We start from the raw sequence: 13,783 nt of genomic DNA, 5'->3' as shown, positions 1-13,783 counted from the left end.
CCTTGTCGCACGGAACAGCTCTGGGGGCGCCCCGCAGCCTAGCCAGGGACGGCAATCGGGACAATGTGCCTCGGTGGTTCAAGATCACCCGTGCGAAATCTTCACAGGCCTCGGACCACGTCGGCTGGTACTCACCCTTGCGGGCGCAGGGCTATCGCCATCGCCTCCAGCGCGAGCAGCGGCGCCACGTTGCCGTCCAGGCGGGTGCGGGCCACCCCGATCGCGTCCATGCGGCGCACGGTCTGCTCCGGGGTGGAGTCGGCTGCGAGCGCGCGCACCGTCTCGGCGAGCTCCGCGTTCACCAGCTCGACCTCCGCCCCGAGCTGCACCACGAGGACGTCCCGGTAGAGGGAGAGCAGGTCCACCATCGCACGGTCGAGCACGTCCCGCTGGTGGCGCGTGGCGCGCCGCTTCTGATCGTCCTCGAGCTGCTTGAGCTGCGAGCGCAGGCGCGGCGGCAGCGTCTCACCGTCCGCGGCGCCCAGGGCGCGCAGGAGCTCGGCCTTCTCGGCGGCGTCCCGCTCCTGCGTCGCCGAGACTGCCTCGGCCTTGGCCACGTCCACGAGCTCGCCGGCGGCCAGCACGGCGTCGCCGACGCCGCGGATGCGCCGCGCGATGCTCAGCACCGCCGTGCGCCGCTCGCGTGCCCCGGCGTCGCGCGCCAGCCGCTTGGCCAGGCCGACGTGGCTCTGGGCCGCGCGGGCGGCGCCGAGCGCGATCGCCGGGTCCGCGCCGTCACGCCGCACCAGCAGGTCGGCGACCGCCTGCGGCGGCGGCACGCGCAGCACCACGCCGCGGCAGCGCGACCGGATGGTCGGCAGCACGTCCTGGGCCGACGGCGCGCACAGCACCCACACCGTGTGCGGCGGCGGCTCCTCGATGGCCTTGAGCAGCACGTTGGTGGTCCGCTCCGCCATGCGGTCCGCGTCCTCGATCACGATCACGCGCCACCGGCCGGCGGACGGCGACCGCGACGACGTCATGATCAGGTCCCGCACCTCGTCGATGGCGATGACCACCTTCTCGGTGGCCAGCAGCGTGACGTCCGGGTGCGTGCCGGCCATGGTGGTGGTGCACGCCTGGCACACCCCGCAGCCGCCGCGCTCGCACTGGAGGGCCGCCGCGAAGGCGCGCGCCGCCACCGACCGGCCGGACCCGGGCGGGCCGGTCACGAGCCACGCGTGCGTCATCGCCGCCGGGTTCGCCACGGCGCCCTGGAGCGCCGCGACGGCGGACTCCTGCCCCACGACGTCGTCCCACACCGTCATGACGGGTCCTCGCCGCCGGGCTCGGAGCCGAGCCCCGTGATGCCGGTGGCCTCGGTGACGACGGGCGTGAGGCCCAGGCGGGCGGCGACGTCCACCCGGATCTGCGCCTGGATGTCGTCGACCGGCGCACCTGCGTCGATGACCACCCAGCGCTCCGCGTCCGCCGCCGCACGCCGGAGGAAGGTGTCCCTGACGCGCGTGTGGAACTCGATGCCCGCGCGTTCCAGCCGGTCGAGCGCGCCCTTGCCCTCGGCCGCCGCACGCCGGGCCGCCGCGGCCCTCGGCTCCAGGTCGAGCAGGATCGTGACGTCCGGCCGCAGGCCCTTGGTTGCCCACAGGGAGAGGTGCTCCACCTCGGTGTCCGGCAGGTTCCGGCCGCCCGACTGGTAGGCGACCGACGAGTCGAGGTAGCGGTCGGTGATCACCACGGCGCCGCGACCCAGCGCGGGCCGCACCACCGTCTCGACGTGGTGGGCGCGGTCCGCCGCGTAGATGAGCGCCTCGGCCCGCGGGCCCATGTCCTGGCCGTGCATGACGGCGGCCCGCAGCTCCTTGCCGAGCGCGGTGGCGCCCGGCTCGAACGTGAGCACGACCTCGCGGCCGGTCAGGTCGGCCAGCCAGTCGCCGAGGAGGCGCGACTGGGTCGACTTGCCGACGCCCTCGCCGCCCTCGAAGGAGATGAAGTAGCCCGGTGCGTTCACGCGGCCACCCTAACCGCGACCACCGACATCGATCTCGCCGGGCGTGACCCGCGCGTACGGCGCACGATGGACATATGGACGACACCGTGCAGAGCATCACCCCGATGACCGAGGACGAGTGTTGGGAGTTCCTCTCGATGCAGCCCATCGGGCGCCTCGGCACCGCCGTCGCCGGCGAACCCGAGATCTTCCCCCTGAACTTCGCCGTCGCGGACCGGGCCATCTACTTCCACACGATCCCCGGCACCAAGGTCGCCGAGGTCGCGATCAACGAGAAGGTCGCGTTCGAGGTGGACCAGTGGGGCCCGGAGATCGCGTACAGCGTCGTCGTGAAGGGTACTGCGGAGATCCTGGAGACCGACGCCGACATCGCGGCGGCCGAGGCGACCAACCTGATCAGCTACCTGGAGGACACGCGGGACACCTGGGTGCGCGTCACGCCCACCGCTGTGACGGGCCGCCGGCTGCGCCGCTGAACCCTTGGCGCCGGCAAGCCCTTGACGCCGGCAAGCCCTCGACGCCACCGAGCCCCGCGCGGTCGCCCGGCGTGCGGGCCACCCAGGGGACCCGCACGCCTGACACCGGCTACTTCTTCGAGGTCGACGCCTTCTTGGCGGCCGGCTTCTTGGCGGAGGTCTTCGCGGCAGGCTTCTTGGCCGCCGTCGACCGGGTGGTGCGCTTCTTCGCCGGGCCCTGGGCACGCTTCTCGGCGAGCAGCTCGATGGCCCGCTCCGCAGTGATCGACTCCGGCGTGACGTCGCGCGGCAGGGTGCGGTTGGTCTCGCCGTCGGTCACGTACGGGCCGAACCGGCCGTCCTTGACCTGGATCGGCTTGCCGCTGTTCGGGTCGTCGCCGAGCTCGCGCAGCGGCGGCGTCGCCGTCCGCCCGCGGCCGCGCTTGGGCTGTTTGTAGATCTCCAGCGCCTCGTCGAGGGTGACCGTGAACATGGCCTCCTCGGTCGGCAGCGTGCGCGAGTCCGTGCCCTTCTTGAGGTAGGGCCCGTAGCGGCCGTTCTGCGCGGTGATCTCGTCGCCCGACTCCGGGTCCACGCCCACGACCCGCGGCAGCGACATGAGCTGCAGCGCGTCCTCCAGCGTCACGGTGTCGAGCGCCTGCGTCTTGAGCAGCGACGCCGTCCGCGGCTTGGGCAGGGCGGCCAGCGCCCGCTTCTTCGCCGCGGCCGACAGGTCCGGGTCGAGGTCCGGCTCGGGGAGCTGCTCCGTCACGTACGGCCCGTACCGGCCGTTCTTCGCCACGATCGGGTTCCCGCTCTCCGGGTGCGTCCCGAGCAGGCGGCCGTCGTCGGCCCCTGCCGCGAGCAGCTCGCGGGCCTTGGTGACGGTCAGCTCGTCGGGCGCGACGTCGTCGGGCACCGACGCGCGGGGCGGGTTCTTGCCCTCTGGAACCTCCGCGGCGAGGTCCTCGATGTACGGGCCGTAGCGGCCCACGCGCACGCGGATGCCCTCGCCGATGTCGACCGAGTTGATCGCCGCTGCGTCGATCTCGCCCAGGTTCTCCACGAGCGCGCGCAGGCCCCCGCCCTCGCTGTCGACGCCGAGCTCGTCGGACGTGCCGAGGTTGCCGGGAACCTCGCCGAAGTAGAACTCCCGCAGCCACGCGACCCGCTCGCGCGCACCCGCCGCGATCTGGTCGAGGTCCTCCTCCATGGTGGCCGTGAAGTCGTAGTCGACGAGCCGGTCGAAGTGCTCCTCCAGCAGGCGGATCACCGCGAACGCGAGCCACGTCGGCACGAGCGCCTGGCCCCTGGTGTGCACGTAGCCGCGGTCCTGGATGGTCGAGATGGTCGCGGAGTAGGTGGACGGGCGGCCGATGCCGCGCTCCTCCAGCGCCTTGACCAGCGACGCCTCGGTGTAGCGGGCGGGCGGCGTGGTGGAGTGGCCGTCCGCGGCCAGGTCGGTGCCGAGCAGCGCGTCGCCCTCCGACATCGTCGGCAGGCGGGTCTCCCGCGCCGCAGCGCCCTCCGCCGCCTCGGTGTCGGCGTCGGCGCCCTCCTCGTAGGCGGCGAGGAACCCGCGGAACGTGATCACCGTGCCCGACGCCGAGAACACCGCCTCCTTGCCGTCCAGCGCACCGCCCACCACGACGGCGCCGAGCCGGACGGACGCCGTCGACCCCTTCGCGTCCGCCATCTGCGAGGCGACCGTGCGCTTCCAGATCAGCTCGTACAGGCGGAACTGGTCGCCGCTCAGCTCGCCGGCCACCTGGGCGGGCGTGCGGAACGAGTCGCCGGCGGGGCGGATCGCCTCGTGCGCCTCCTGGGCGCCCTTCGACTTGGACTGGTACAGCCGAGGCGCGCCCGGCACGTACTCGGGCCCGTACAGCTCGGCCGCCTGCCGCCGCGCCGCCTCGGTCGCCTCCGACGAGAGCGACGGGCTGTCCGTACGCATGTAGGTGATGTAGCCGTTCTCGTACAGGCTCTGCGCGGTGCGCATCGCCTGCCGCGACGACATCCGCAGCTTGCGGCCCGCCTCCTGCTGCATCGTCGAGGTGGTGAACGGCGCGGCCGGACGGCGCGTGTACGGCTTGGTCTCCAGGCTGCGGACCGAGAAGTCGGCGGCCTCCAGCCCCGCCACGACGGCGTTCGCCGTCGCCTCGTCGAGCTGGACGACGCCGGTGCGCACCTTGAGCCGGCCCCGGTCGTCGAAGTCGCGGCCCGAGGCGACCTTGTCGCCGGCGAGCTGGGTGAGCCGCGCGCGGAAGGACGGCTGGCCGGAGGCGGCCGCGCCGCCGTCGGGCGAACCCTCGTCCGCGACGGCGAAGGTGCCCGCGACGTCCCAGTAGTCCGCCGGGACGAACGCCATGCGCTCGCGCTCCCGCTCGACCACGAGGCGCGTGGCCACCGACTGCACACGGCCCGCGGACAGGCCCTGCCGCACCTTGCGCCACAGCACCGGCGACACCTCGTAGCCGTACAGGCGGTCGAGGATGCGCCGCGTCTCCTGGGCGTCCACGAGGTCCTGGTCCAGCTCGCGGGTGTTCTCCAGCGCGCGGAGGATCGCGTCCCTGGTGATCTCGTGGAACACCATGCGCTTGACCGGGACCTTGGGCTTGAGCTCCTGGATCAGGTGCCAGGCGATGGCCTCGCCCTCGCGGTCCTCGTCGGTGGCGAGGAAGAGCTCGTCGGCGTCCTTCAGGGCCTTCCTGAGCTCGCTGACCTTCTTCCGCTTGTCGGCGTGGACCACGTAGTAGGGGTCGAACCCGTTGTCCACGTCCACGGAGAACTTGCCGTACGGGCCCTTCTTCATCTCCGCCGGCAGGTCCTTGGGCTGCGGCAGGTCACGGATATGCCCGACGCTGGCCTCGACCTCGTAGTCGTCGCCGAGATAGCTCTGGATCTTGCGAGCCTTCGTCGGCGACTCGACGATCACGAGCTTGCGTGCCTGGGACATCCGGTCCTGCCTGCTTCCTGCTGGGTCTGGGGAGGGCGCCGAGCGGCGTTGGAGAGTTCACGGTACGCCAGGCGCGCCGGATCGCACCCTATCCGGGCCGACAGCGGGTCGCCCGGTCGTTCCACATGACCGTGGTGATATTCACCCGTGGCGTGACCGACAGTGGAGCCGCACATCTGCCACATCTGGCACACGGTCTCTTCAGGCCGTTCGCCTACGGTGGACGCCATGACCGACCGCACCCTCCCCCTGCCCGAGCTGCCGCGGCCCGCGCGGGCCCGCGTCGTCGGCACGGCCAAGGGGTACACGCAGCCGGCGCCGCCGACGCCGAAGGCCCGCAGGACGAGCCCGGTGCGGACGGCGAGCCCGCGCCCGCCGTCGGACGGCCCGGCCGGGCACCCGATGCCCGGCCGGGCACGGGGCCTCCAGCCGCGGTCGGGGCCGCGCATCGCCGCCGCCGTGGTGGCGCTGCTCGCGCTGTGGGGCGTGTGGGCCACGTGGGACACGTTCGTGGCGTCCGAGCGCGGCCAGCGCGCCGACCAGCTCGCGCTCGACGGCGCCGCGCGCGGCCAGGGCGTGCTGTGGGAGCTCGCCGAGCCCGTGCTCGGTGTGGTGTCGAACTCGTTCGTGGGCCTCGGCCTCGCGGTGGCCGTGGTCCTCGCGCTGGCCCGCGGGCGCTGGTGGCTCGCTGCGCAGGTGGCGATCCTGGTGACCGGCGCCAACCTCACCACGCAGGTGCTCAAGCACGTGGTGCTCGACCGGCCCCCGCTGCTCGACGTCGTGCGCGCCGACGTGAACACGCTGCCCAGCGGGCACACGACGGTCGCAGCCTCCATCGCGGCGGGCCTCCTCATCGCGGTGCCGCGGCACTGGCGGCCGTTCGTCGCGGTGGCCGGCGCCGCCTACACCGGGGCCACCGGGCTGTCCACGCTGATCGGGCAGTGGCACCGGCCGTCCGACGTCGTCGCGGCGCTCCTCGTGGTGCTCGCCTGGGGCGCCGGCGTCTGCGCGCTGAGCGCGTCGTCGTCCCTGGACGAGCCGCGCGGCGGCGTGGAGCCCGGCTCGTCCGGCGCGGCCGGCCTGCTGCTCGTCGGCGCCGTCGGCACCGGTGTGCTGGCCCTCGGCGCGCTCGGCAGCGTGCGCGGGTACGGCTGGGAGCTGCCGGTCGGCGGCGACCTCACCGCGTACATGGGCGGGATGCTCGGGGTGGTGGCGGTGACCCTCGGCTCGTTCGCGCTGCTGCTCCTGGTCCGCCAGTCGACGGCCCGGCCCTGACGGCCCCGGCGGTGCCCGGGCGGACCGGTCGCCGCGGCCGGGCGGACCGGACGCTGCGCCAGGGCGGACGCTGCGGCCGGGCCGACCGGACGCCGCACGCGACGCTGCCGAATGCCCCGCCCGAACGCCCGCCGACGCACCAGACGCCCAGGCCGCCGGAGCGACCTGGGCGTCTGACCCGTCACGCGGTAGGGGTCACGGCGTGTCGTAACCGCCCGTGTAGGAGCCCGAGCCGGAGTACGCGTCCACCACCCAGCGGTAGGTGCCCGACGTGCCCGAGTAGGTGACCGTCTCGTCAGGGGCCGAGGTGATGCCCTGGGCCACCGTGGACCAGGTGCCGCCGCTCAGCTTCTGCAGGTAGAGGTCGAAGTCCACCCCGGACGGCCCGTCCAGGCAGCCGCGGAACGTGCCGGAGCCGGCCGAGAACCCGCTGGCCGACGGCTCCCCGTACGCCGAGCCCGCTGCGGCGGTGCCGCTGAAGGTGGACTCGTAGCCGGTGCAGCCCGTCGGCGTGCCGCCGCCACCGGTGACCAGCGAGACGCCCGCTGCGCTGAGCGCCTCGTTCACCGGCTGGAAGTAGGTGGTACCGCCGGAGGAGCAGTTGCCCGAACCGCCGGAGGTCATGCCCTGGGCCTGCGAGCCCGCGAGCAGCGAGCCGCCCGAGTCGCCCGGCTCCGCGCACACGTTGGTGCGGATCAGGCCCGTGACGGTGCCCTCGGCGTAGGTGACCGAGGCGTTCAGCGCCTGGATGGTGCCGCAGTGCCAGCCGGTCGTCGAACCGGACCGGCAGACGGTCGCGCCGACGGCGGCGGCGGTCGAGCCCGCGACGCCGACGGTGCCGCCGGAGTAGTTGTTCACGGCGCCCACCGGGGTGTCGTCGGTGCCCGTGTTGACGTAGCCGTAGTCGTTGCCGGGGAAGGACGACGTCCGGAACGTGCCGCTCGGCGACGACGTCGTGTTGCCGACGTTGCCGCAGTGGCCGGCGGTGACGAAGCCGCTGGTGGCCGAGAAGCCGACCGAGCAGCGCGAGCTGCCGATGTAGTAGGCGTTGCCGCCGATCACGTTGATGAACGTACGCGGCAGCTCCGCCACCTCGACGACGGAGAGCGAGCCCGCCGGGATGCCGGCCCGCTTGACGGCGGCGGTGACGGCGGCCTTCGCGCCCTCGGCCACCTCCACGACCACGGCGTTGGACTCCACGTCCACGTAGGCCGCGGCGAGCTGCGCCTTCGGAGCCGCCTGGTAGGCCTTGGTGGCGAGCCGGTCGAGCTGGCTCAGTGACTTGTCGACGGTGACGGCGGTGGCACCGGCTGCACGGACCTCTGCGGCCCCTGCCTTGTCGGTCACGGCGACGAACAGCTCGCTGCCCTCCACCCACGCACCCGCGTAGCCCTTGTCGAGGGCCTTGGCGATGGCGTGCTGCTTGTCGGACAGGGCCTCGTCGGTCTTGAGGCGGTCCACGGCCTGCGCGGTGGTCAGGCCGAGGTCCCGCTCCAGGGCGGCGACCATGCCGGGGGCGTAGCTGGACACCTCCGGCTCGTCCGATCCGGCGGCTGCGCTTGCGGTAGCGGCGGTGATGCTGCCGGCGAGAAGCGTCACCGCGGCTGTGGCCACGGTGATCGCCTTGAAGGATGTGCGTCTCATCTCCAGCGACTCCTTGTCGTCGGGGCAATGGATTCACCCAGTGCGGCAAAGCGTAGGGTCGCTTTCAGGTGACTCCCAGATACCTTTTTAGACATATCGGAGCATTATGCGGACATGCCACGAAGCAGGTAGGGGCTTCCCCACCTGCTCCGTGGCCTGACGGCCGGCCGGTGCTCCGTGGCCTGACGGCCGGCCGGCGGCGCGCGCCGGCGGATCAGTCGGTCAGTTCGTCAGGAGCGACACCCCTGCCGCGCTCAGCGCCTCGCCGACCGGCTGGAAGAACGTCTGGCCGCCGGACGAGCAGTTGCCCGAGCCGCCGGACGTCATGCCCTGGGCCTGCGAGCCCGCGAGCAGCGAGCCGCCCGAGTCGCCCGGCTCCGCGCACACGTCGGTCTGGATGAGACCGGTGACGGTGCCCTCCGCGTAGTTCACCGTCGCGTTGAGCGCCTCGATCGTGCCGCAGTGCCAGCCGGTCGTCGAACCGGACCGGCAGACGGCGGCGCCGACGGCGGCGGGCGTCGAACCCTCGACGGCGACCGTGCCGCCCGCCCAGTCGTCCACGACGCCGACCGGGGTGTCCGTGTCGACCGAGACGTAGCTGTAGTCGCTGCCCGGGAACTCGGAGACCTCGAAGGTGCCGTTCGGCTCGCTCGCCGAGGAGCCCACCGAACCGCAGTGTCCGGCCGACACGAAGCCGCCGGTGACCGCGAAGCCCACCGAGCAGCGGGCGCTGCCGTCGATGAAGTAGGCCTCGCCGCCGATCACGTCGGCGAGCGTCCGGGGCCGCTCCGCCGCTGCCGTCAGGGCGACGGCGGAGGCGGGCACGCCGGCCTCCGCCACCGCGGCCGCGACGTCGGCGCGGGCGCCCTCGACGACGTCGACGACGATCTGGTTGGTCTCGACGTCCACGTGGTACGACGTCACGTCGGACGAGGACAGCGCACCGGCCAGGTCGGCGGTCCAGGCGTCCAGCGCCCGCAGCGAGTTCTCCACGGTCACCGGGGTCGCCCCGGCCGCACGGACCTCGGCGGCCTGCGCGGCGTCGGTCACGGCGACGTGCAGCGTGTCCGAACCCTCGACCCAGGCGCCGGCGTAGGACGCACCGAGCGACTTCGCCAGGCCGTGCTGCGTGTCCGCCAGGATCTCCTGGGCCTCGAGCTGGGCCACGGCGTCCGCCGTGCTGAGGTTCAGGTCGCGCTCCATCGCGGCGACGAGGCCCGGCGCGTAGCCCGCCGCAGCAGTCTCGGCGTCGGACGATGCAGCGGCGACGGCGTTGATGGTGCCGGCAAAGAGGCCCACGGTGGCGGTTGCCACGGCGAGACCCCGGAGGGAAGTGCGTCTCATCTCCAGCGACTCCTCGTGTCGAGAGCGGGTGAAAGGTGCACCCACGGGCGACTTTTCACCCGCAGCGACACTGTAGGAGGAGGCGGACGTCACGCCCAGATCACACTCAGGTCATACATATTTCCTATGGAGGGCAAACCACGTAAGGGTTCACCCGGCAGGCCGAGGCACCGCGCAGGTCAGCCGAGCATGCCGTACATCGCCAGCCACTGCTCGTACTGCGGGCTGCGCCGTACGGCATCGCGGTGGGCGCGGTGCGCCGCACCCTCGACGGCCTCGAGGTCCACCCGCAGGTCGGCGTCGTGCCGCCAGCCCAGGTAGTGGGTGCGCCGCAGGGGCGCCCCGGCCAGCGGGACCGCCACGACGCCCGGCGGGTCGGGCTGGCCTGGCTCCACGAGCGCCACGGCGCGCCCCGCCCGCACCTGGTCGACGGCGGTGGTCCACTCGGCCTCGCCCATGCCGCGCGGCGTGAAGCCCGCGCGCACGCACGCCGACACGAAGCACTCCTCAAGACACCCGTACGACGGCACGCACAGCCACTGCTCCTCGGCCAGCTCCCCGAGCGAGACCTCCGGCTTGCCCGCGTACGGATGGTGCTCGTCGAGCAGCACGAACATCGGGTCGGTGCAGACTCGGGTCCAGGCGACCTCGACCGCAGCGGGCGGCGAGACCTCCGAGCACATCCCCACCAGCCCGACGTCGATGGTGCCGCGGGCGAGCCGGGACGCGACGTCGTCGGGCAGGTGGGGCATGGCCGTGATGACCTCGGCGCCGGGGATGCCGATGTGGAGCTGGTTGACGAACAGGCCGCCCAGCCCGGTCCCGGTGATGCCCACCCGCACGGTCTCGCCGTGGGCCACGTCGCCGTTGACGAGGCGTTCGGCGTCATCGGCCAGCGCCGCCATGGCGGGGAGCAGCACGCGAGCGTGCCTCAGGACCAGCTCACCGAGCTCTGTCGGTCGCGCACCGAACCGGTCGCGGACGAAGACGTTCCCGCCCAGCGCCCGGTCGATGCGGTTGAGCTGCGCAGTCAACGCCGGCTGCGCGATGCCGAGGGCAGCGGCCGCCTTTGTGACGCTGCCCGACTCGGCGACCGCGACAACCATCCGCAAGTGCCGCATGTCGAGTTCCACACGGTGGAAAATATCTGTCATAGCCCCAGATGTCTCTGGTATCGACCAGATTTATCGGTTCATGCCACCGACCGTTACGTCCTGGAAACGGGCATCTCATGCGGTACGGGGCAGTTGGTGAAGGTTGGTTGCACTCTTCCAGTCACTCTTCCAGGAAACCGTCACGAACCAGGCCGCGGACCGCCGGGAGCAGCTCGGCGGCCAGGGCGTCCGCCGGGACGTCGAACAGCGACGCCAGCGCGCCGACGATCTGCCCCACCGTGAGCTCGCCGTCGCACGCGCCGACCAGGGCCGCGAGCGGGCTCGACGCGTGCACGCCCCGTCCCAGCCCGTCCCCCTGGCGCAGGACCACGACGTTCGGGTCGGCCGCACCCGGCGTCAGGTACCGCTCCTCCGTCACGTCGGCGGCCGTGACCAGGCGCGACGCGGCGAGCGCCGCGTCGTCGCGGGACGCGAGCCAGTCGTGTCCCGCGAGGCTGCGGGCGATGTGGGCGCCCAGCGGCTGGCGCACCGACCCGGTGTGCTCCTCGAGCCGCCGCAGCGTCGGCGCACCCGACGCCGGGCGGCGAAGGGTGACGATCCCGAAGCCGACCGCCTCGACGTCCCGCGAGGCGAAGTCGTCGAGCCACGCGCCGTAGGCGGCGGCCCAGGCGTCGGGCTCGCGGTCGGGGGTGGTGCCGCCGTCGCGGATCCAGGTCTCGGCGTACTCTGCGGGGTCGAGCACCTCGCGCTGGATGATCCAGCCGTCCAGGCCTGCCTCGTCGAGCCAGGCGCCGACCCGCTCGGTCCATGGCTCGCCCCTGCGCTGCTCCCAGTTGGCCAGGAGCTGGGCGGTGCCGCCCGGCGCGAGCACGTCGCCGACGCCGAGGATCAGGTCCCGCACCAGGTCGTCGCCGGCCCGGCCACCGTCGCGGTACTCGTAGTCGCCGAGCGCCTCCGCCACCGCGCGGCCGGCCGGCCCGGCGTGCGGCGTGATGACGAACGGCGGGTTGGAGACCACGAGGTCGAACCGCTCGCCCGCCACGGGCTCCAGCATCGAGCCGTGCCGCAGCTCCGGCTCGGCCTCCGCGGGCCGGTTCAGCGCGACGTTGAACCGGGCGAACGCCAGCGCGCGCCGCGAGATGTCGGTAGCCACCACGTGGCGCGCGTGCCGCGCGGCGTGCAGGGCCTGGATACCGCAGCCGGTGCCCAGGTCGAGCACCCGCCCGGTCGGGTTGCGCACCGTGACCTGCGCCAGCGTCAGCGACGCGCCCCCGGCGCCGAGCACGTGGTCGGTGGCGAGGCGGTCGCCGGTCGCGAGCTCGCCCAGGTCGGAGGCCAGCCACCAGCGCGCGTCGCCGACGGCGTCGACCGACGAGTAGGGGCGCAGGTCCACGACGGCGCGCACCTCGTCGTCGTCCCCCGTGCCCTGTGCGGTGACCAGGCCGAGGCGCGCGGCGCTCGCCGAGCCCGTCGCCGGCAGGGCGCGGTCCAGCGCGGCGCGCGGCACGGTCTCGCCCAGCAGGAACAGGGCGGCGAGGGTCGCCCGCGGGTCCCGGTCCGACGGCGGCTTGCCGTCGACCGCCGCGGCGACGGCCCGGCGGGCAGGCAGCGACTGCTCCCGGTGCAGGGCGGCCGCGGCGAGCGGCCCGAGGAGGTCCTCGACGCCGTCGACGTCGTAGGCGGCGGACAGCAGGTCGTCGCGGAGGGTGGCGACGAGGACGGGGTCGGTCACGAGAGGCTGCACGACCCCATCCTTGCGGGCTACTGGTTGCAGTTCGAGTTGACGTAGGCGGAGATGGCCTCGAACGCGGTGACCATGGCGTCGGTGTCGAGCTCCTGCTGCGCGCCGCCCACCGCGGAGATCACGGCGGGGCCGTCGTTGGACTTCACCTTCTCGATGTTGTTCGCCACCGTCGAGTAGTAGGTGAACGCGACGGCCCACTCCGCGGCGATCGCCTCGGGCGGCGTCACACCCTCCATCGCGTTGCGCGCGTTGACGAACCCCTTGCGCAGGGTGTCGGGCTGGTCCTCGACCATCCCCGACTGCGCGTTGGCGGCCTGCGTCCACGCCATCTGGGTCTGCGCGCACGACGCGGCGTCCGCCGTCGGCAGGGAGCCGCCCGTCTGGAGGAGGTTCATGCCCCAGCCGGTGCCCAGGCCCAGCACCGCGGCCACGACGCCGGCCAGCACCAGCACCGTCGGCCTGTCGAGCACCTTGGGCAGGCCGCGGCGCAGGGTCCGCTTGATCTGGCGCTGCTGCGCCGTGCTGGGCGTGGGGATGCGCCCGGCCGGGCCCTTGCCCCCCTTCTTCGACCCGGACTTCTTGCCGCCGGACCGCTTCGATGCGGCCGTGTTCGACCCGGACTTGCCCGGCCGGGCGGGCGGTGCGTCGTCCGGCAGGGGGGCGGGCCCGACGTCGTCGGGGAGCCGGGCGGGCGGGAGGTCGTCGCCGGCCCAGGACGTCGGCGCTTCGTCGGGGAGCTGTGCGGGGACGTCAGGCTCCACCACCGGGCCGGCGTTCAGCGGGAAGCCGCCGGCGGGCGTCGGCGCGGAGTCGCTTTTGGGCGCGCCCTTCGCGCCGGACTTGGCGCCCTTGCCCCTGGACCTCGACCGGGACTTGCCGCCCTTGCCGCCGGCGTTCTTGCTGCGCCCCCGGCTCACGGCGGGTTCGGCCGCCGCGACGGAGCCCCACGGGTTGGCGTCACCCTCGGGGTCGCCGGCGCCGTCGGCCACCGCGGGCGCCGGCACCGGTCCCCAGTGGGCGCCGCTGCTCTCCTCGACGGGGGCCGGCTCTACCGGGGCGGCCGCCGCACTGCCCCACGGGCTGGGCGCCGCCTCCTTCTGGGCGAGCCCCTCTGCCCACTCGAGCGCGCTGGGGCCGGGTGCGGCTTCCCCTGAGGCGAGGCTCTCCGCCCACGTGAGCGCATTGCTGACCGGTGGGCCTCCAGCGCGGGACGCAGCACGACCACCCCGCGAGCCCTTGCGCCGTGTCGCACTCATAGCCGCGAACTTTACCCGCAACACC

Annotated in this window: 10 protein-coding genes; 2 read left to right on the top strand and 8 right to left on the bottom strand. The window is 73.5% G+C overall.

Annotated features, from left to right (window positions below; translation table 11 throughout):
- Positions 1–131 precede the first annotated feature (131 nt).
- Positions 132–1,268, bottom strand: a complete 1,137-nt coding sequence (locus AC0QU1_RS02045; RefSeq protein ID WP_483573995.1) for a DNA polymerase III subunit delta' — start codon at positions 1,266–1,268, stop codon at positions 132–134.
- Positions 1,265–1,969, bottom strand: a complete 705-nt coding sequence (gene tmk, locus AC0QU1_RS02040) for a dTMP kinase (RefSeq protein WP_483573994.1) — start codon at positions 1,967–1,969, stop codon at positions 1,265–1,267. Before tmk ends, AC0QU1_RS02045 begins: the two co-directional genes overlap by 4 nt.
- Before the next feature lie 74 nt (positions 1,970–2,043).
- On the opposite strand from tmk, the gene AC0QU1_RS02035 reads away from it, so the two are divergent.
- A complete protein-coding gene (locus tag AC0QU1_RS02035; protein ID WP_483573993.1) occupies positions 2,044–2,445 on the top strand; it encodes a pyridoxamine 5'-phosphate oxidase family protein in 402 nt (133 codons plus the stop codon).
- Positions 2,446–2,554: 109 nt separating this feature from the next.
- Here the strand turns inward: AC0QU1_RS02035 and topA are convergent, their stop codons facing one another.
- Entirely contained in the window at positions 2,555–5,380 is a 2,826-nt protein-coding gene (topA, locus tag AC0QU1_RS02030; RefSeq protein ID WP_483573992.1) for a type I DNA topoisomerase, read from the bottom strand.
- Between the two features lie 228 nt (positions 5,381–5,608).
- Here topA and AC0QU1_RS02025 point away from each other — a divergent pair, with 228 nt between their 5' ends.
- A complete protein-coding gene (locus tag AC0QU1_RS02025) occupies positions 5,609–6,655 on the top strand; it encodes a phosphatase PAP2 family protein (RefSeq protein ID WP_483573991.1) in 1,047 nt (348 codons plus the stop codon).
- Between the two features lie 195 nt (positions 6,656–6,850).
- On the opposite strand, the gene AC0QU1_RS02020 is transcribed toward AC0QU1_RS02025, so the two are convergent.
- The 5 genes from AC0QU1_RS02020 to AC0QU1_RS02000 form a co-directional block, all read right to left on the bottom strand.
- Complete coding sequence (locus tag AC0QU1_RS02020; RefSeq protein ID WP_483573990.1) at positions 6,851–8,299, bottom strand: S1 family peptidase; 1,449 nt, start codon at positions 8,297–8,299, stop codon at positions 6,851–6,853.
- A 222-nt stretch (positions 8,300–8,521) separates the two neighbouring features.
- Entirely contained in the window at positions 8,522–9,613 is a 1,092-nt protein-coding gene (locus AC0QU1_RS02015) for a S1 family peptidase (protein WP_483616370.1), read from the bottom strand.
- A gap of 209 nt (positions 9,614–9,822) precedes the next feature.
- Positions 9,823–10,776 (bottom strand): LysR family transcriptional regulator, encoded by a 954-nt coding sequence (locus tag AC0QU1_RS02010; protein WP_483573988.1) that lies wholly within the window; start codon positions 10,774–10,776, stop codon positions 9,823–9,825.
- Between the two features lie 142 nt (positions 10,777–10,918).
- A complete protein-coding gene (locus AC0QU1_RS02005) occupies positions 10,919–12,502 on the bottom strand; it encodes a DUF7059 domain-containing protein (RefSeq protein WP_483573987.1) in 1,584 nt (527 codons plus the stop codon).
- A 17-nt stretch (positions 12,503–12,519) separates the two neighbouring features.
- Positions 12,520–13,758, bottom strand: a complete 1,239-nt coding sequence (locus tag AC0QU1_RS02000) for a hypothetical protein (protein ID WP_483573986.1) — start codon at positions 13,756–13,758, stop codon at positions 12,520–12,522.
- Positions 13,759–13,783: the final 25 nt, after the last annotated feature.

This window comes from Promicromonospora noduliphila (assembly GCF_056951025.1).
This window is presented reverse-complemented; position numbering and strand designations above follow the sequence as displayed.